Here is an 18,608-nt window from a genome sequence, read left to right on the forward strand (position 1 = left end):
AAATCGCCCACCGGGGTGAGCGGAACCCTCTTGACAATACCTCCGGCTATGGATAAGGCGCCCGTCAACAAGCGTCGGTGCCCGTCAGTGCTCGCCGGGGCCCGGACCGTGAAACAATTGGATCGGCTCACCGGTGTCAACAGCGAGCAGGAGACACAGCACGATGCGTATCGGCGTACTCACCGCAGGCGGCGACTGCCCCGGCCTGAACGCAGTGATCCGGTCGGTCGTGCACCGAGCGGTCGACAACTACGGCGACGAGGTCATCGGCTTCGAGGACGGCTACGCCGGCCTGCTCGACGGCCGCTACCGCGCCCTGGACCTCAACGCGGTCAGCGGCATCCTGGCCCGCGGCGGCACCATCCTCGGCTCCTCCCGCCTGGAGCGCGACCGGCTCCGCGAGGCCTGCGAGAACGCCGGCGACATGATCCAGAGCTTCGGCATCGACGCGCTGATCCCGATCGGCGGCGAGGGCACCCTCACGGCCGCCCGGATGCTCTCCGACGCCGGCCTGCCGGTGGTCGGCGTGCCGAAGACCATCGACAACGACATCTCCTCCACCGACCGCACCTTCGGCTTCGACACGGCGGTCGGCGTCGCGACCGAGGCGATGGACCGCCTCAAGACCACCGCCGAGTCCCACCAGCGCGTGATGGTCGTCGAGGTCATGGGCCGCCACGCCGGCTGGATCGCCCTGGAGTCCGGCATGGCGGCCGGCGCCCACGGCATCTGCCTGCCCGAGCGCCCCTTCGACCCCGCCGACCTGGTCAAGATGGTCGAGGAGCGGTTCTCCCGCGGCAAGAAGTTCGCCGTGGTCTGCGTCGCCGAGGGCGCCCACCCCGTCGAGGGCTCCATGGACTACGGCAAGGGCGCCATCGACAAGTTCGGCCACGAGCGCTTCCAGGGCATCGGCACCGCGCTCGCCTACGAGCTGGAGCGCAGGCTCGGCAAGGAGGCCAAGCCGGTCATCCTCGGCCACGTCCAGCGCGGCGGCGTGCCCACCGCGTACGACCGGGTGCTCGCCACCCGCTTCGGCTGGCACGCGGTGGAGGCCGCGCACCAGGGCGAGTTCGGCCGGATGACCGCGCTGCGCGGCACGGACGTCGTCATGGTGCCGCTGGCGGAGGCGGTCACCGAGCTGAAGACGGTGCCGAAGGACCGGATGGACGAGGCCGAGTCGGTCTTCTAGGCACCCCTGGTCACGGGTGCTTCTCGACCGCCGCCCAGAAGTGCTCCACGATCCGGTCCAGGAAGTCACGGCCCGCAGCGCTGGAGTCGGGACCGCCGCCGCCCCAGCTGAGGGTGGCGGTCATGTGGCCCTGGTAGTCCTGGTGCAGCACCTGGAGGACGTTCTCCAGGACCCGCCGGTCCAGCGGCGCGATCTTGGCGACCGGGCGCACGTACCCCTGCCAGCGGGTGGTGACGGCACTGCTCAGCAGCTCGGCGAGCTTCTCCTCGCGCCCCGTGACGGTCACGAAGTCGGGCAGCGCAAGGTCCAGCACGTGGGCGAGCGCGGCCGACTGGCGGTCGGTGCCGCGCCAGGCGTCCGTCTCCTCCATCCGCAGGTAGGCCGCGAGCGCGACCCCGGCGGCACGGGCCACGTCCTCCGGCGCCAGACCGCGCGCGACGCGGTGCTCGCGCAGCGTCTGCGGCCTGCCTATCAGGTCGCCGGGCGAGCACCACAGCACCCCGGCGAGCGCGGTGAGCTCGGAACCGGCGGGGGAGGCGATGCCGCGCTCCCAGGCGATGACGTGGTCGGGGGTGACGTACGGCAGTCCGTACGACACCCGCATGCCGTGGGCGACGTGCTCGGGCCCCATGTTGAGGGCGGCACGCAGCCGGCGGGCGGCGAGGGCGTTGAAGGGGGGACCCGACTGGTTCGGGTGAGGTGAGGGTCGGCGCACGCGCCACACCGTAGGGGTACTGGCGCACCCTGACTACGGGCTGTTCAGCCAGCGATACGCATTGTACGAAACTACGGGCGCGCCCGCCCGGTCCCCGCGCTCACCCCTTGACCGCCCCGCCCAGCGCGAACCCCCCGCCCAGCCGCCGCGAGATCAGCACGTACAGCAGGATCACCGGCGTCGAGTAGACGATCGAGAACGCCGCGAGCTGCCCGTACGCCACCATGCCCCGGTTGCCGAAGAAGTCGTTGATGCTCACCGAGGCCGGCATCTGGTCCGGGGTGAGCAGCAGCATGAACGGGACGAAGAAGTTCCCCCACATCATCACGAACGAGAAGACGGTCACCACCGCCACACCCGGCCCCATCAGCGGCAGCACGATCCGCAGCAGCGACTGGAACGACGACGCCCCGTCCGTCCACGCCGCCTCCTCCAGCTCCCTGGGCACGCCGTCCATGAAGTTCTTCATCAGCCAGATGGCGAACGGGAGCTGGGAGGCGGCGAAGAAGAAGATCGTCCCGTGCATGGTGTCGATCAGGTTCACCCGCACGAACAGGGCGTAGACCGGCACCATGATCGCCGTGATGGGCAGGCTGGTCGCGAACAGGACGGTCAGCAGGAACGGCCGGTTCAGCCGCGACCGGAAACGGGAGAGCGGGTACGCCGCGAGCGCCGCGCACACCACCGTCAGCGCCGTCGCGCCGCCGCACAGGACGAGACTGTTCAGCAGCGGCGTGAAGGTGATCTCCGGGGTGAGGACGGCGTCGAAGTTGTCCAGCGTCACCCCGTCGGGGACCTTCACCCTGAGGCTCGCGTGCGGGTCCAGGGCGGACAGCACCACCCAGGCCAGCGGCAGCACGAAGGCGGCGGCGGCCACCAGCAGCCCGGCGTCGGCCGCCATCCGCCGCCTGCCCCGCCGGGCGGCCGAAACGGGCGTTCGGCGGGGCGCGAGCGTGGACGCCATGTCAGACCTCCGTCCGCAGCAGGCGCAGGTACACGACCGAGAACAGCGAGCCGATCAGCAACAGCAGCAGCGCCACCGCCGTGCCGTACCCGATCAGGCTGTTCTGGAAGGCCTGCTCGTACATGAACAGCGGCAGCGTCTGGCTCTTGCCGCTCGGCCCGCCCCGCGTCATCACCCAGATCAGCCCGAAGACCGACAGGGTCTGCAGCGTGTTGAGCATCAGGTTGGTGCCGATGGAACGCCGGATCATCGGCAGCGTGATGTGCCACATCCGGCGCCAGCCGCTCGCCCCGTCCACCTCGGCGGCCTCGGTGACCTCCTTGGGGATCTCGTTCAGGGCGGCCGAGTACACCAGCATGGAGAACGCCGTGCCCCGCCACACGTTGGCGAAGGACACCGCCAGGATCGGCAGCGTGAACAGCCAGTTCTGGGACGGCAGGTGGAGCCAGTCCAGGATGGCGTTGAGGGTGCCCTCGCGGCGGAAGAACGCGTACAGCAGGAAGCCCGCCACGACCTCCGGCAGCACCCATGCCGTGACGACGATGCCGCCGGTGAGCGTACGCACCGGCTTGGAGGCCCGCTGCATCAGCGAGGCCAGCGCCAGGCCCAGGGTGTTCTGCCCGATCAGCGACGACAGCACGGTGAACACCAGGGTCAGCCACACGGCGTTGAGGAACGCCTCGTCCTGGAACGCGCGCGTGAAGTTCTCGAAGCCGACGAAGGACGACTCGGCCTGCCCGGTGAGCTGAAGGTCGGTGAAGGCGATGACCACGCAGTACCCGATCGGGCCCGCGAGGAAGAGCAGCAGCAGGACGACGGCGGGGGAGACGGGCAGGGCCCGGAACAGGGACCGGCGCACGGTGCTGGGCCGCCCCCCGGAGGCGGCCGGGGACGCCGGTTCCTTCCGCACCCCCGGCCCCGCGTGCTGCGGCGCGGTCGCCGTCACTTGCTCACCACCTGGTTGTCGGTCGCCTCCCTGAGTGCCTCGTCGTATCCGCGCGCCGCCTCCTCGACCGACATGTCACCGGTCGTCACACCCTCCATGGCCTCCTGGACGGCGACGGACACCTTCGGGTACGCCGGGTAGGCGGGCCGGTAGTGGGTGACCTCGACGAGGTCGGTGAAGAACTCGGTGCCGGGCTGCGCCTCGACGTACGCGGGATCGCTCGCCACGTCCTCGCGGACCGCGATGCCGGAGTTGGCGACGTACCACTTCTGCGCGTTGGCCTTGGTCTGCATCGTCTTGATGAACTCGAAGGCCAGGTCGGGGTTGCTCGCCTTGGCCGGGATCGACCAGGCCCACCCGCCGGACATGCTCACCTTGCCTGGCGCCTGTCCGTGCTGCGTGGGCATGGCGGCGAGGCCCAGCTCCCGCGACCACTCCGGCCACTCGTGCCCGCTGCCCTCCAGCCAGTCCTGGGGCAGCCAGGAGCCGTCCAGCGCGATCCCGAGCTTGCCCTGCGGGAGCAGCTCACCGCGCACCTTGGTCCCGAAATTGGGGTCGAGCGCGTCGGAGACCTCCGGCCCCAGCTTCTCCTTGTACACCGTCTCGACGAACGCGAGGGAGTCCTCGAACCCCTGCCCCGCCGTGATCCACTTCTTGCTGTCCTTGTCGTACAGCGGGTCCGTGGTCCCGTCGTTCGTGCCGTACAGCAGCATCTGGAAGCCCTGCATGGTGGCGGCCTCGCCGGCGGGCTTGCCGGTGTAGACGTTGAGCGGCGTGACGCCGGGGACCTTCTCCTTGATGGCGCGGGCGGCGTCCAGGACCTCGTCCCAGGTCTTCGGCTGCCAGTCGGCGGGCAGCCCCGCCTTGGCGAACACGTCCTTGCTGAACCACAGCCCCCGGGTGTCCGTCCCGTCCGGGACGCCGTACGTCTTGCCGTCCTCGCCGGTGGCCGCCGCCTTCGCGGTGTCGACGAACTGGTCCCAGTCGTCCCACTTGGCCAGGTAGTCGTCGAGGGGCTTCAGGTACCCGCTGGTGATGTCGGAGTTGATGAGGAAGGTGTCCTCGTAGACCAGGTCCGGCGCGGTCTTGGGGGAGCGGAGCATCTGCTGGAGCTTGGTGTAGTACTCCGAGTCCGGCGCCTTGATCGGCACCAGCTCGACCTTCTTCCCCGGGTTGGCCTTCTCGAACTGCTCCTTGACGTCGGCGAGGTAGGTGTCCATCACCTTGATGGAGTTGTCCGTCGACTGCTTGAAGGAGACCTTCACCGTGTCCGGATCGTCGCCGGAGCCGCTGCCGCAGGCGGCGAGGGCGGTGGAGGCGAGCGCGGTGAGGGTGAACAGGGCGGTGAACCGGACGGACCGGACGGTGGGACGCACGGGCAAGACCTCCTACGGGCACGACGCTGTGGCCGGGACGGCTGCTCCGCGAACGTAAGAGGAATGGTCTAGTCAGGTCAATGAGTGTGCGGTGGACAAGTCGTGTTCACCGGCCCCGCTCGCTCTCCCGCACCCACCGGTACACCAACTCCGGCCGCCCCACCTGCCCGTACTGCGGGGCCCGTCCCGCCCGCCCCGCGTCCACCAGGTGCTCCAGGTAGCGGCGGGCCGTGATCCGCGAGATGCCCACCGTCTCCGCGACCCCGGCCGCCGTGAGGCCCTCGTCCGAGCCGCGCAGCGCGCCCGTCACCCGCTCCAGCGTCGGGCCGCTCAGCCCCTTCGGCAGCGCGGCCGGGCCGGGAGCCCGCAGTCTGGCCAGCGCCCGGTCCACCTCGTCCTGGCCGCTCGCCTCCCCGGCGGCACCCCGGAACTCCGCGTACCGCACCAGTCGGTCGCGCAGGGTGGCGAAGGTGAACGGCTTCAGCACGTACTGCACGACGCCCAGCGACACCCCTTCCCGTACGACCGTCAGGTCCCGCGCCGACGTCACCGCTATCACGTCGGTGTGGTGCCCGGCCGCCCGCAGCGAGCGGGCCAGCTGCAGCCCGTGTACGTCCGGCAGGTGCAGGTCGAGCAGGAGCAGGTCCACCGGTGTGCGGTCCAGCATCCGCCGCGCATCGGCTCCGGTGTGCGCCTTGCCGACGGCCGTGAACCCCGGCACCCGGCCCACGTACATCACGTGCGCGTCGGCGGCGACGGGGTCGTCCTCGACGACCAGGACCCGGATGGGCTGCTCGGCGGTGCCGCTCATACGGCACCCCCGGGCGCATGTCTGCCCGCCGGGGTGTCCGGCACCGGCGCGCGGCCCCCGGGGCCGTCCAGCGGCAGCCGCGCCTCGAAACGGGCGCCGCCGCCGTCCGCCTCCGTCACCGTCAGGGTGCCGCCGTGCCGCTGCACCGCCTGACTGACCAGCGCCAGCCCGAGGCCCCGGCCGCCCTCACCGGCCGGCTTGGTCGAGAAACCCCGCTGGAAGACCAGGTCGGCATGGGCGGGATCGACCCCGGCGCCCGTGTCCGACACCCACAGCACCAGCTCGGAACCGCCGCCGACCGCTTCCGTGTACGCCCCCACCGACACCCGCGACGGCACCCGGCCCTGCGCCGCGTCCACCGCGTTGTCGACCAGGTTGCCCAGGATCGTCACCAGGTCCCGGGCGGGCAGGGACGGTGGCAGCAGTCCGTCGTCCAGTCGGCTGTCGTGCGACACCACCAGCTCCACTCCCCGCTCGTTGGCCTGCGCCGTCTTGCCCAGCAGCAGTGCGGCCAGCACCGGTTCGCTCACCGCGGCCACCACCTGGTCGGTCAGCGCCTGCGCCAGTTCCAGTTCGGCCGTCGCGAAGTCCACGGCCTCCTCCGCGCGCCCCAGCTCGATCAGCGACACGACCGTGTGCAGCCGGTTCGCCGCCTCGTGCGCCTGCGAACGCAGCGCCTGCGTGAAGCCCCGCTCCGAGTTCAGCTCGCCCATCAGCGACTGCAGCTCGGTCACGTCCCGCAGCGTCACCACCGTGCCCCGCCGCTCGCCGCCGGAGACCGGCGAGGTGTTCACCACCAGCACCCGCCGGTCGGTCAGGTGCACCTCGTCCACCCGCGGCTCCGACGCCAGCAGCGCCCCCGTCAGCTGCGCCGGCAGCCCCAGGTCCGCGACGGAGGCGCCCACCACGTCACCGGTCACGCCCAGCAGCTCCCGTCCGCCGTCGTTGATCAGCGCGACACGGTACTGCCCGTCCAGCATCAGCAGACCTTCCCGCACCGCGTGCAGCGCCGCCTGATGGTAGTCGTGCATCCGGCTCAGCTCGTCCGCGTTCATCCCGTGCGTGTGCCGGCGCAGCCGCGCATTGATCACGTACGTGCCGACCGCGCCGAGGAGCAGCGCCCCCGCGGCCACCCCGAGCAGCGCCGTCAGCTGCTCCTGCGCCCGCTTGCTGATCTCTTCGACCTTGATCCCGGCGCTGACCAGTCCGACCACCCGGCCGTCGTCCAGCACCGGCGTCACCGCCCGCACCGACGGACCGAGCGTGCCCGTATAGGTCTCGGTGAAGGTCTGGCCCCGCTGCGCCCGCTCTATGTGCCCGCGGAAGGGATGGCCGATTTGCTTCGGGTCCGGGTGGGTCCAGCGGATGCCCTCCGGGTCCATGATCGTCACGAAGTCCACGTCGGTGTCCCGCATGACCCGCACCGCGTACGGCTGGAGCCGCGCCGTCGGATCGGGGGAACCGATGGCCTCCAGCACGGACGGCGAGTCGGCTATCGCCAGGGTCACCGCCCTGGCCTGCCGCCCGGCCGCGTCCTGCGCCTGCCCCCGGTCGCTGATGTAGGTGAACAGCGCGTACCCGGCCACGACGACCGCTATCAGCACGGCCTGCATGGCGAAGAGCTGACCTGCCAGGCTACGGGGTCTCGGGACGCGGAGGTGCATGCGGCAAGTCTCCCTCCTGGCTGGATTGTGAACTAAATGAACGCAAGGGTGACCGCGCTCACAGCACGGGAGATAGTCGCCGCATCCCCGAAACAACCGCCCGGACGTGAGCCGCACGCCGGTGATGCCGACGACGTCGTCAAGGAGGGCCGCCGTGACCAGCAACGCCGCTACGGCACCAGCCGCACCCAAAGCCAAGCGGGACCGCACGCACTACCTCTACATCGCGGTGATCATCGCGGTCGCCCTCGGTATCGCCGTCGGTCTGATCGCGCCCGACTTCGCGACGGAGCTGAAGCCGCTCGGCACCGGCTTCGTGAACCTGATCAAGATGATGATCTCGCCGATCATCTTCTGCACGATCGTGCTGGGCATCGGTTCCGTCCGCAAGGCCGCCAAGGTCGGCGCGGTCGGTGGTATCGCGCTGGGCTACTTCCTGGTCATGTCGCTGGTGGCGCTCGCCATCGGTCTGGTCGTCGGCAACATCCTCGACCCGGGCACCGGCCTCGCGGTGACCGACGCCGTCAAGGAGACCGGTCAGGCGCAGGTCGACGCGGAGGCCAAGGGCACCGTCGACTTCCTGATGGGCATCATCCCGACCACGATCGTGTCGGCGTTCACCTCCGGCGAGGTCCTGCAGACCCTGCTGATCGCCCTGCTGTGCGGCTTCGCCCTGCAGGCCATGGGCAACGCCGGGCAGCCGGTGCTGCGCGGCATCGAGCACATCCAGCGGCTGGTCTTCCGCGTCCTGGCCATGATCATGTGGGCCGCCCCGGTCGGCGCCTTCGGTGCCATCGCCGCCGTCACCGGCTCGGCCGGCGTCGACGCCCTCAAGAGCCTGGCCGTCCTGATGCTCGGCTTCTACGTGACCTGCGTCCTCTTCCTCTTCCTGGTGCTGGGCACGCTGCTGCGCGTCATCGCCGGCGTCAACGTCTTCTCGCTCTTCAAGTACCTGGGCCGCGAGTTCCTGCTGATCCTGTCCACCTCCTCCTCGGAGTCGGCGCTGCCGCGCCTCATCGCGAAGATGGAGCACCTGGGCGTCAGCAAGCCGGTGGTCGGCATCACCGTCCCGACCGGCTACTCCTTCAACCTCGACGGCACCATGATCTACATGACCATGGCCTCGCTGTTCATCGCCGACGCCATGGGCACGCCGATGTCGATCGGCGAGCAGATCCCGCTGCTGCTCTTCCTGCTGGTCGCCTCGAAGGGCGCGGCCGGTGTCTCCGGCGCCGGTCTGGCCACGCTGGCCGGCGGTCTCTCCTCGCACAAGCCCGCCCTGGTGGACGGCATCGGCCTGATCGTCGGCATCGACCGCTTCATGAGCGAGGCCCGCGCCCTGACCAACTTCGGCGGCAACGCCGTCGCCACCGTCCTGATCGGCACCTGGACCAAGGAGATCGACAAGGCCCGGGTGAACGAGGTGCTCGCCGGCCGGATCCCGTTCGACGAGAAGACTCTGCTGGACGATCACCACGGCGCCGACGACGACGCCGGTGACGCACCCGACCTGCCCGAACAGGGCGGCGAGAAGGAGCTGGCGCGGGCCTGACCGCGCCGCACACCCCGGGCGGCTGAGGGCTCCCCCCGTTGCTCAGCCGCCCGGTCCCCCCAAGAAGCCCCGCGCCCCCGGCGCGGGGCTTCTTGCCTTGACGCCCGCGTCAAGGCTTACGTTCGTCCGCATGCGAATCGGCGAGCTGGCCGCACGCGCCGGGACCACGACGCGGACGCTGCGGTACTACGAGTCGCGGGGCCTGCTGCCCGCGCGGCGGGGCGGGAACGGCTACCGGACCTACGACGAGGACGACCTGAGGCTGCTGCGGCAGATCAGGACGCTCCAGGACTTCGGGTTCGACCTGGAGGAGACCCGCCCGTTCGTGGAGTGCCTGCGCGCCGGGCACCCCGAGGGCGACTCCTGCCCGGCGTCCCTCGTGGTCTACCGGCGCAAGCTGGCGGAGCTGGACACGCTGATCGAAGAGCTGACGTCGGTGCGGGCGCAGGTGGGCGCGCAGCTCGCGCGGGCCGAGGCGGCGGTTCCGGGGGGTCCGGAGCCCAAGTGCGAACTGGGAGGACACGCATGACGACGATCACCGGGGTGCCGGAGGTGACGGACGCGGAGTTCGGCGAGGAGGTGCTGGCCGGCGAGCTGCCGGTGCTGGTGGAGTTCACCGCGGACTGGTGCCCGCCGTGCCGGCAGATGGCCCCGGTGCTCGCCGCCGTGGCCGCCGAGGAAGCCGGCCGGCTGAGGGTGGTGCAGCTGAACGTCGACCGGAACCCGGTGACCACCAACGCGTACAAGGTGCTGTCGATGCCGACGTTCATGGTCTTTCGCGGAGGCGAGCCGGTGAAGTCGATGGTGGGCTCCCGGCCCAAGCGGCGGCTTCTCGAGGAACTGGCCGACGTCGTCTGACCGGCCCGGCACACGAAAAATCCCCCGAGCAATTGCGCTCGGGGGATTTCTCTGCGTATATTCGTTGATTCGTGACTTCAGGAGAAAGAGGTCACGAAGAAGTTCAGTAGGCACAGTATATGCGGCCGGGAGTGGAATTGTCAAACACCGAATTTCCGGACGATGAATTGCGGCACGAGCAGGAATTCATCGACGGGCTGTACGCGCGTGTGGACGCGCTGCGCGGCGACGCCGAGGTGTCGGTCACCGAGGCGCTCGCGCAGGGCAACACCCCCCAGCAGGCCAGGCTGGAGCGGGACATCCTGGTCGCCGAGCGCTCCGGGCTGCTCGCCGCGCTCAACGCGGTGGACGGCTCCCTGTGCTTCGGCCGGATCGACCTCGCCTCCGGTACCGGCCACCACATCGGCCGCATCGGCCTGCGCGCCGACGACGCCGAACGCACCCCGGTCCTGATCGACTGGCGGGCCGACGTCGCCCGCCCCTTCTACCTGGCCACCGGCCACACCCCGATGGGTCTGCGGCGCCGTCGGCACATCGCGAGCGAGGGCCGCCGGGTCACCGCTCTGCACGACGAGTTCCTCGACGTCGGCGACGAGACGCGCACCGGCCACGAGGACCCGTCCGGCGACGCCGTGCTGCTGGCCGCGCTGAACTCGGCGCGCACCGGCCGCATGGGCGACATCGTGCAGACCATCCAGGCCGACCAGGACCGCATCATCCGCGCCCCGCACCGCGGCGTCCTGGTCGTCGAGGGCGGGCCCGGCACCGGCAAGACCGCCGTCGCCCTGCACCGCGCCGCCTACCTCCTCTACGAGCACCGCGAGCTGCTCGCCAAGCGCGCCGTCCTCATCGTCGGCCCGAACCCCGCATTCCTCGGCTACATCGGCGAGGTGCTGCCCTCCCTGGGCGAGACCGGGGTGCTCCTCGCCACCGTCGGCGAGCTGTTCCCCGGCGTGAAGGCCACCGCGACGGACACCCCCGAGGCGGCGGCGGTGAAGGGCCGCGCCGACATGGCCGACGTACTCGCCGAGGTGGTCCGCGACCGGCAGGCGCTGCCCGACCCGGTGATCACGATCGAGCACGACCGCGAGATCCTGATGCTGGACGACGGCCTCGTCGGCGTCGCCCGCGAGCGCACCCGCGCCGCGAAGCTGCCGCACAACGTCGCGCGTGAGCACTTCGAGGGGCACATCCTCAACACGCTGACCGAGCTGTACGCCGAGCGCATCGGCACCGACCCCTTCGACGGCTCCAGCCTGCTCGACGCGAGCGACGTCACCCAGATCCGCGACGAGATCGCCGAGAACCCCGAGGTCTGGTCGGCCATCGACCAGCTGTGGCCCCGCCTCACCCCGCACCGCCTGGTCGCCGACTTCCTCGCCGCCCCCGAGCCCTTCCTCCCCGCCGAGGACGCCGCCGCCGTCCGCCGCCCGGTCACCCGGCACTGGACCGTCGCCGACGTACCGCTGCTGGACGAGGCGGCCGAACTGCTCGGCGTGGACGACCGCAGCGCCCGCACCCGCGCCGAACGCGAGCGGGCGGCGCAGATCGCCTACGCGCAGGGCGTGCTGGACGTGTCGTACGCGTCCCGGACCTACGAGTTCGAGGACAGGGACGAGGAGGACGCCGAGGTCCTGCTCGCCCACGACATCATCGACGCCGAGCGGTTCGCCGAACGTCAGGAGGCGGAGGACCACCGCAGCGCCGCCGAGCGTGCCGCCGCCGACCGCACCTGGGCCTTCGGGCACATCATCGTGGACGAGGCACAGGAGCTGTCCCCGATGGCCTGGCGGCTGCTGATGCGCCGCTGCCCGACCCGCTCGATGACCCTGGTCGGCGACCCGGCGCAGACCGCCGAGGCGGCCGGCGTCGGCTCCTGGTCGAGGATCCTCGCCCCCTACGTCGAGGACCGCTGGGAGCACACCCGCCTGGGCGTCAACTACCGCACCCCGGCCGAGATCATGGACGTGGCCGCGGCGGTGGTCCGGGCCGAGGACCCGGCCTTCGCACCCCCCAGTTCGGTCCGGTCCACCGGCGTACGCCCCTGGATCCGTGCCACCGGCGACCTCCCGGCCGCCGTCGCCGACGCCGTCCGCGAGCTGACCCCCGAGGAGGGCCGCCTCGCCGTCATCGCCCCGCGCGAGCTGCACCGCGCCCTCGCCGCCCGGCTGGACGGCGTCACGGCGGGCGCCGAGCCCGACCTGACCCACACGGTCGTCCTGCTCGACCCCCGGCAGTCCAAGGGCCTGGAGTTCGACTCCGTCCTGGTCGTCGAGCCCGGCCGCTACGGCACCAGCGACCTGTACGTCGCCCTCACCCGGGCCACCCAGCGACTCGGCGTCCTGCACACCGAGCCGCTGCCGAAGGGGCTGGTGGACGCGTAGGCCACCGGACCCTCTAGGCCGGACGCAGCCACACCGTCGCGAGGGGCGGCAGGGTCAGGCGGACGCTCGCCGCCCGGCCGTGCCACCCCCGCGCCTCCGGTTTGACCGGGTCGGGGCTGCCCACGCCACCGCCGCCGTACCGCACGGCGTCCGTGTTGAGCACCTCGTGCCAGGCGGGCACGTCGTCCGGGACGCCGAGGCGGTAGTCGTGCCGCACGACCGGGGCGAAGTTCGACACCGCGAGGAGCGGGGTGCCGTCGGCGTCCAGGCGCAGGAACGCGAGGACGTTGTCCTCGGCGGCGTCCCCGACCACCCACGCGAAGCCGTCGGGGTGGGTGTCGAGCCGCCACAGGGCGGGCGTGGCCCGGTAGGCGGTGTTCAGGTCGCGGACCAGGTCCCGTACGCCCCGGTGGTCCGCCGCCGCCCCGTACTCCGGGTCGAGCAGCCACCAGTCGGGCCCGTGCGCCTCGGACCACTCCGCGCCCTGCGCGAACTCCTGCCCCATGAAGAGCAGCTGCTTGCCGGGATGGGCCCACATGAAGCCCAGGTACGCCCGCACATTGGCCCGCTGCTGCCACCAGTCGCCCGGCATCTTCGACACCAGCGACCTCTTCCCGTGCACCACCTCGTCGTGCGATATCGGCAGCACGTAGTTCTCGCTGTAGGCGTACACCATGGAGAAGGTCATCTCGCCGTGGTGGTATTTGCGGTGCACCGGTTCGTGGCTCAGGTACTGGAGCGAGTCGTGCATCCAGCCCATGTTCCACTTCAGCCCGAACCCGAGCCCGCCGAACCCGCTCGGCCCCTTGTGGTGGGTGGCTCGGGTGACCCCGTCCCAGGCCGTCGACTCCTCCGCGATCGTCACGACGCCCGGCACCCGCCGGTACACCGTCGCGTTCATCTCCTGGAGGAACGCCACCGCGTCCAGGTTCTCCCGGCCGCCGTGCTCGTTCGGCGTCCACTGGCCCGGCTCGCGCGAGTAGTCCAGGTAGAGCATCGAGGCGACCGCGTCGACCCGCAGCCCGTCGATGTGGAACTCCTCGCACCAGTACACGGCGTTGGCGACCAGGAAGTTGCGCACCTCCCGCCGCCCGAAGTCGAACTCCAGCGTCCCCCAGTCCGGGTGCGCCGCCCGCAGCGGATCGGCGTGCTCGTAAAGGGGACGCCCGTCGAACTCGGCCAGCGCCCAGTCGTCCCGCGGGAAGTGCGCGGGCACCCAGTCCATGAGGACACCGATGCCCGCCTGGTGGAGCCGGTCCACCAGGTACTTGAAGTCGTCCGGGTCGCCGAGCCGGGCCGTGGGCGCGTAGAAGCCGGTGACCTGGTAGCCCCAGGAGCCGCCGAAGGGGTGCTCGGCGACGGGCATCAGCTCGACGTGCGTGAAGCCCAGGTCGCCGACGTACGCGGGGAGCTGTTCGGCCAGCTCCCGGTAGGTCAGCCCCGGTCGCCACGACGGCAGGTGGACCTCGTACACCGACATCGGCGCCTCGTGCGCGGGCGCCTGGGCGCGGCGCGCCAGCCACTCGGCGTCGCCCCAGGTGTAGTCCGAGGCGTGCACGACCGAGGAGGTGGCCGGCGGCACCTCGGTGCGGCGGGCCAGCGGGTCGGCGCGGAAGGTGCGCGAGCCGTCCGGCCGGGTGATCTCGAACTTGTACAGCTCACCCGGGCCGATGCCGGGCAGGAACAGCTCCCACACGCCGGTGGCGCCCAGCGAGCGCATCGGGTGGCCGGTGCCGTCCCAGAAGTTGAAGCCGCCGGCCACCCGCACCCCGCGCGCGTTCGGCGCCCACACCGCGAAGCGGGTGCCCGCCACGCCCTCGTGGACCGTCGGGTGCGCGCCCAGCGCCTGCCACAGCTGCTCGTGCCGGCCCTCGCCGATCAGATGCAGGTCCAGGTCGCCCAGCGTGGGCAGGAAGCGGTACGGGTCCTCCGCCTCCCAGACCCTGCCCTCGTACGTCACCAGCAGCCGGTAGGCCGGTACGTCGCCCAGCGGCAGCAGGCCCGAGAAGAACCCCGCCCCGTCGTCGTGCAGTTCGGTCCGCAGCTCCCCGCAGAGCACGCTCACCGCCAGGGCGTACGGCCTGAAGGCCCGGAAGGCGACCCCGCCGGGCACCGCGTGGGCGCCCAGCACGGAGTGCGGGTCGTGGTGCGTGCCGGCGAGCAGCCGCTCCCGGTCGGCGGCGTCCAGGGCGGGGGAGACGGGGGTCTCGGCCGGACGGACGACGGCGGGCACGGCCTTCTTGCCGGATGCCTTCTTGCCGGGTGCCCTACCGTCGGATGCCTTCTTGGCGACGGTCTTCTTGGCTGCGGTCTTCCTGGCGACGGTCTTCTTCGCCGCGGTCTTCTTGGCCGCGGCCTTCTTCGCTGTCGCCTTCTTGCCGGTCGTCTCCTTCTCGGCCGCCTTCTTGGCGGCCGCCTTCTCCGGTTCGGGACCGCTGGACGAGGAGCGGGGGGTCACGGGCGGGGCCTCCTGGGCGCAGTCGCAGTGGGATCAAGAGGGGGGATCAGGAGCCGGCCGTCATGCCGGTTCGGGCGCGGACAGGCGGCGCACCGCGGACAAGGGCACCGTCAGCCAGTCGGGACGGTGCCGTGCCTCGTACAGGACCTCGTAGACCGCCTTGTCCGTCTCACAGGCGCGCAGCATCACCGGGTCGGTGCGCGGATCATGCCCACCGGCCTCCGCGTACCCGGTGCAGTAGGCGGCCCGGCAGGACTCGGCCCAGCCGGGCGACGGCGCACCGGCCGAGTGCGCGGCGTAGTCGAAGGAGCGCAGCATCCCGGCGACGTCCCGCACCGGCGGCTGCGGCATCCGGCGCTCGGCCAGGGGCTTCGCCGGCTCCCCCTCGAAGTCGATCAGCGACCACTGCCCGGAGGGTGAGCGCAGGCACTGGCCCAGGTGCAGGTCGCCGTGGACGCGCTGGGCGGTCCAGGTGCGGCCCTCGGCGGCCAGGTCGCCCAGCGCGGTGAACGCCGTACGCAGGGCGGGCGCGTACGGACGCAGCAGCGGCACCGCCCGCGCCGCCTCCTCCAGCCGGCCGATCATGCCGTCGGCGAGCTGCCGGATCTGACCGATGCCGAGGGTGACGGTCGGCAGCGCGCGGGCCAGCGCGGTGTGCACCTCGGCGGTGGCCCGCCCCAGCGCCCGCGCCTCGGCGACGAAGTCCTCGCCCTTCGCCAGCTCCCGCAGGGCCAGCTCCCAGCCGTCCGTCGCGCCCTGCACGTACGGTTGCAGCACGCCCAGCACCCAGGTCCGGCCGGCCAGGTCGGCGACCATCCAACCCGCCGGTGCGGGCACCCGGGGGCAGCCCTCGCGGGCCAGCGCCAGAGGCAGCTCCAGATCGGGGTTGACGCCCGGCACGATCCGGCGCAGCAGCTTCAGAATGAACGTATCTCCATACACGACCGACGAGTTCGACTGCTCGGCGGTCATCAGCCGGGGCACCAGCCCCGTGCGTATCTCCCGCTCGCCCTCCCGCTCGAAGCGGAGCCCGCCGATGCGGGCCCTGGTGCGCAGCGCCTCCAGGAGCACCTCGGCGGGCCGGGTGTCGTACAGGGCGTCGTAGACGGTGCGGCCCGCCAGCGGGCCCTCGGTCACGTGGCCGATCAGCGCGGGCGCCAGCCGGGGCGGCAGCGCCTCGCGCGTGCCTATGAGGAGCTGGTAGCAGTCGCCGGGCTCCTCGGGCCCGCCCGGGTCCGCGGCGGGCTGCTGGTGGGCGCGGACCAGCACGTGGTGGAGGCCGAGGCGCGCCTCGGACGGCAGCAGGTCGGTGGCGGCGACCAGTGAGAACCCGGTGACCGGACGCCCCTTGCCCGCGAACCAGCGCCGGCGTGGCAGCCAGTCCCGCAGGAGTGGATCGAGTGACGCAAGGAGGCCCGGTGGGCTCGTGCTCGTGACGGTGCTCGTGACGGCTTCCGACATGGCGTCGCGTCCCTTCCCCGGGTCGTCGGGGTGTTACTGATGCGTGCCCCGGGCGGGGCGGCGGAAACCGCCCCGCGCCGGGGATCGGGCCCTGTGGCCTAGACGGCGTCCTTGCGGAGCCGGAACCAGTAGAAGCCGTGCCCGCCCAGGGTCAGCAGGTACGGCAGCTCGCCGACGGCCGGGAAGCGGACCCCGCCGAACAGCTCGACCGGATGGCGTCCCTCGAAGGCGCTCAGGTCCAGCTCGGTGGGCTGCGCGAACCGGGAGAAGTTGTGCACGCACAGCACCAGGTCGTCCTCGTACTCCCGCAGGAAGGCCAGTACGGCGGGGTTGGAGGAGGGCAGTTCGGTGTAGGAACCCAGCCCGAAGGCCACGTTCTGTTTGCGGATCTCGATCATGCGCCGGGTCCAGTGCAGCAGCGAGGACGGCGAGGCCATGGACGCCTCGACGTTCGTCACCTGGTAGCCGTAGACCGGGTCCATGATCGTGGGCAGGAACAGACGGCCGGGGTCGGACGACGAGAAGCCGGCGTTGCGGTCCGGTGTCCACTGCATCGGGGTCCGTACGGCGTCCCGGTCGCCGAGCCAGATGTTGTCGCCCATGCCGATCTCGTCGCCGTAGTAGAGGATCGGCGAGCCCGGCAGGGACAGCAGCAGGGCGGTGAACAGCTCGATCTGGTCGCGGTCGTTGTCCAGGAGCGGGGCCAGACGCCGGCGGATGCCGATGTTGGCGCGCATGCGCGGGTCCTTGGCGTATTCCGCGTACATGTAGTCGCGCTCTTCGTCGGTGACCATCTCCAGGGTCAGCTCGTCGTGGTTGCGCAGGAAGATGCCCCACTGGCAGCCGGACGGGATGGCCGGGGTCTTGGCGAGGATCTCCGAGACGGGGTAGCGGGACTCGCGGCGGACGGCCATGAAGATGCGCGGCATGACCGGGAAGTGGAAGGCCATGTGGCACTCGTCGCCGCCGGAGGCGAAGTCGCCGAAGTAGTCGACGACGTCCTCCGGCCACTGGTTCGCCTCCGCCAGTACGACCGTGTCCGGGTACTGCGCGTCGATCTCCTTGCGCACCCGCTTGAGGAAGGCGTGCGTCGCCGGAAGGTTTTCGCAGTTGGTGCCCTCCTCCTGGTACAGGTACGGCACCGCGTCCAGCCGGAACCCGTCGATGCCGAGGTCCAGCCAGAACTTCAGGGCGGAGATCATCTCCTCCTGGACGGCCGGGTTCTCGTAGTTGAGGTCGGGCTGGTGGGAGAAGAAGCGGTGCCAGTAGTACTGCTTGCGCACCGGGTCGTAGGTCCAGTTCGACGCCTCGGTGTCGACGAAGATGATCCGCGCGTCCTGGAACTGCTTGTCGTCGTCCGCCCAGACGTAGTAGTCCCCGTAGGGGCCGTCGGGATTGGCCCGGGACTCCTGGAACCACGGGTGCTGGTCGCTGGTGTGGTTCATGACGAAGTCGATGATCACGCGCATGCCGCGCTGGTGGGCCGCGTCCACGAACTCGACGAAGTCGGCCAGGTCGCCGAACTCGGGCAGTACGGCGGTGTAGTCGGAGACGTCGTAGCCGCCGTCGCGCAACGGTGACTTGAAGAAGGGCGGCAGCCACAGGCAGTCCACGCCCAGCCATTGCAGGTAGTCCAGCTTGGCGGTCAGGCCCTTGAGGTCGCCGACGCCGTCGCCGTTGCTGTCCTGGAAGGAGCGGACGAGGACCTCGTAGAAGACGGCTCGTTTGAACCAGTCCGGGTCGCGGTCCTTGGCCGGGGTGTCCTCGAAGGTGTCCGGCACGGGCTCGTTGAAGATCATGTGGTGGGTGACCCTCCGATCTGCGGGTTGGACGGTCGCAGAACCGTGCAGACGTGCGCGGGCGTCCGGCCCGGCTCCAGGCGCACATAGTTGGCCCTGCCCCAGTGGTAGGTCTCGCCGGTGAGCTCGTCGCGCACCGGCACCGACTCGTGCCAGTCCAGGCCGAGTTGCGGCATGTCCAACGAGACCGTGGCCTCCTGGGTGTGGTGGGGGTCGAGGTTCACGACCACCAGAACCGTGTTCGACCCCCGCCGCTTCGAGTAGGCGATCACCTCCTCCTTGTCCGTGGGGTGGAAGTGCAGATCGCGCAGTTGGCGGAGCGCCGGGTTCTCGCGCCGGATGGTGTTGAGTCGGGTGATGAGGGGGGCGATGGTGGTGCCCTCGCGTGCGGCGCGGGCCCAGTCGCGGGGTTTGAGCTGGTACTTCTCGCT

At 71.1% G+C, this 18,608-nt stretch carries 14 protein-coding genes and 1 pseudogene; 5 read left to right on the forward strand and 10 right to left on the reverse strand.

All coding sequences use genetic code 11. The features are described 5' to 3' along the window. The first annotated feature begins 163 nt into the window (after positions 1-163). Positions 164-1,189 (forward strand): ATP-dependent 6-phosphofructokinase, encoded by a 1,026-nt coding sequence (locus ACFW47_RS31580; RefSeq protein ID WP_073724068.1) that lies wholly within the window; start codon positions 164-166, stop codon positions 1,187-1,189. 10 nt (positions 1,190-1,199) lie between these two features. Here ACFW47_RS31580 and ACFW47_RS31585 read toward each other — a convergent pair whose 3' ends face one another. From ACFW47_RS31585 to ACFW47_RS31610, 6 genes are all read right to left on the reverse strand, one after another. Then, positions 1,200-1,913 (reverse strand): helix-turn-helix domain-containing protein, encoded by a 714-nt coding sequence (locus ACFW47_RS31585; RefSeq protein WP_386288726.1) that lies wholly within the window; start codon positions 1,911-1,913, stop codon positions 1,200-1,202. 91 nt (positions 1,914-2,004) lie between these two features. Then, positions 2,005-2,868: a carbohydrate ABC transporter permease gene (locus tag ACFW47_RS31590; RefSeq protein WP_386288728.1), complete on the reverse strand. Its 864-nt coding sequence runs from the start codon at positions 2,866-2,868 to the stop codon at positions 2,005-2,007. A gap of 1 nt (position 2,869) precedes the next feature. Continuing rightward, complete coding sequence (locus ACFW47_RS31595) at positions 2,870-3,814, reverse strand: carbohydrate ABC transporter permease (RefSeq protein ID WP_386288730.1); 945 nt, start codon at positions 3,812-3,814, stop codon at positions 2,870-2,872. Further along, positions 3,811-5,190, reverse strand: a complete 1,380-nt coding sequence (locus tag ACFW47_RS31600) for an extracellular solute-binding protein (protein WP_386307828.1) — start codon at positions 5,188-5,190, stop codon at positions 3,811-3,813. The genes ACFW47_RS31595 and ACFW47_RS31600 overlap by 4 nt, the downstream gene beginning before the upstream one ends. A gap of 106 nt (positions 5,191-5,296) precedes the next feature. Beyond that, a complete protein-coding gene (locus tag ACFW47_RS31605) occupies positions 5,297-6,001 on the reverse strand; it encodes a response regulator (protein WP_386288734.1) in 705 nt (234 codons plus the stop codon). Next, positions 5,998-7,665: an ATP-binding protein gene (locus ACFW47_RS31610; RefSeq protein ID WP_386288736.1), complete on the reverse strand. Its 1,668-nt coding sequence runs from the start codon at positions 7,663-7,665 to the stop codon at positions 5,998-6,000. Before ACFW47_RS31610 ends, ACFW47_RS31605 begins: the two co-directional genes overlap by 4 nt. Positions 7,666-7,819: 154 nt before the next feature. Here ACFW47_RS31610 and ACFW47_RS31615 point away from each other — a divergent pair, with 154 nt between their 5' ends. The 4 genes from ACFW47_RS31615 to ACFW47_RS31630 all read left to right on the forward strand — a co-directional run bounded on the left by ACFW47_RS31615 (position 7,820) and on the right by ACFW47_RS31630 (position 12,459). Continuing rightward, positions 7,820-9,217: a cation:dicarboxylate symporter family transporter gene (locus ACFW47_RS31615; RefSeq protein ID WP_386288738.1), complete on the forward strand. Its 1,398-nt coding sequence runs from the start codon at positions 7,820-7,822 to the stop codon at positions 9,215-9,217. 130 nt (positions 9,218-9,347) lie between these two features. Then, positions 9,348-9,746 carry a MerR family transcriptional regulator gene (locus tag ACFW47_RS31620; protein ID WP_386288740.1) on the forward strand — a complete coding sequence of 133 codons (399 nt, stop codon included), beginning with the start codon at positions 9,348-9,350 and terminating at the stop codon, positions 9,744-9,746. A 14-nt stretch (positions 9,747-9,760) separates the two neighbouring features. Next, entirely contained in the window at positions 9,761-10,075 is a 315-nt protein-coding gene (locus ACFW47_RS31625; protein ID WP_386288750.1) for a thioredoxin family protein, read from the forward strand. Between the two features lie 119 nt (positions 10,076-10,194). Continuing rightward, positions 10,195-12,459, forward strand: a complete 2,265-nt coding sequence (locus ACFW47_RS31630; protein WP_386307830.1) for a HelD family protein — start codon at positions 10,195-10,197, stop codon at positions 12,457-12,459. A gap of 13 nt (positions 12,460-12,472) precedes the next feature. Here the strand turns inward: ACFW47_RS31630 and glgB are convergent, their stop codons facing one another. The 4 genes and pseudogenes from glgB to ACFW47_RS31650 all read right to left on the reverse strand — a co-directional run. Further along, a complete protein-coding gene (gene glgB, locus ACFW47_RS31635) occupies positions 12,473-14,917 on the reverse strand; it encodes a 1,4-alpha-glucan branching enzyme (protein ID WP_386307832.1) in 2,445 nt (814 codons plus the stop codon). 60 nt (positions 14,918-14,977) lie between these two features. Continuing rightward, positions 14,978-16,378 (reverse strand): phosphotransferase, encoded by a 1,401-nt coding sequence (locus tag ACFW47_RS31640; protein WP_386288746.1) that lies wholly within the window; start codon positions 16,376-16,378, stop codon positions 14,978-14,980. A 98-nt stretch (positions 16,379-16,476) separates the two neighbouring features. Then, a complete protein-coding gene (treS, locus tag ACFW47_RS31645) occupies positions 16,477-18,177 on the reverse strand; it encodes a maltose alpha-D-glucosyltransferase (RefSeq protein WP_386307833.1) in 1,701 nt (566 codons plus the stop codon). Next, a pseudogene (locus ACFW47_RS31650) lies at positions 18,174-18,608 on the reverse strand (alpha-1,4-glucan--maltose-1-phosphate maltosyltransferase); the annotation flags it as partial. The gene treS and the pseudogene ACFW47_RS31650, both read right to left, overlap by 4 nt.

This window comes from Streptomyces sp. NPDC058796 (genome assembly GCF_042745235.1).
In the GTDB taxonomy this organism is placed as follows: domain Bacteria; phylum Actinomycetota; class Actinomycetes; order Streptomycetales; family Streptomycetaceae; genus Streptomyces.

Coding starts and splice junctions, on each gene's coding strand:
- ACFW47_RS31580 (WP_073724068.1), top strand. CDS start 164: ATGCGTATCGGCGTACTCACCGCAGGCGGCGACTGCCCCGGCCTGAAC.
- ACFW47_RS31590 (WP_386288728.1), bottom strand. CDS start 2,868: ATGGCGTCCACGCTCGCGCCCCGCCGAACGCCCGTTTCGGCCGCCCGG.
- ACFW47_RS31605 (WP_386288734.1), bottom strand. CDS start 6,001: ATGAGCGGCACCGCCGAGCAGCCCATCCGGGTCCTGGTCGTCGAGGAC.
- ACFW47_RS31610 (WP_386288736.1), bottom strand. CDS start 7,665: ATGCACCTCCGCGTCCCGAGACCCCGTAGCCTGGCAGGTCAGCTCTTC.
- ACFW47_RS31620 (WP_386288740.1), top strand. CDS start 9,348: ATGCGAATCGGCGAGCTGGCCGCACGCGCCGGGACCACGACGCGGACG.
- ACFW47_RS31630 (WP_386307830.1), top strand. CDS start 10,195: ATGCGGCCGGGAGTGGAATTGTCAAACACCGAATTTCCGGACGATGAA.
- ACFW47_RS31640 (WP_386288746.1), bottom strand. CDS start 16,378: ATGTCGGAAGCCGTCACGAGCACCGTCACGAGCACGAGCCCACCGGGC.
- treS (WP_386307833.1), bottom strand. CDS start 18,177: ATGATCTTCAACGAGCCCGTGCCGGACACCTTCGAGGACACCCCGGCC.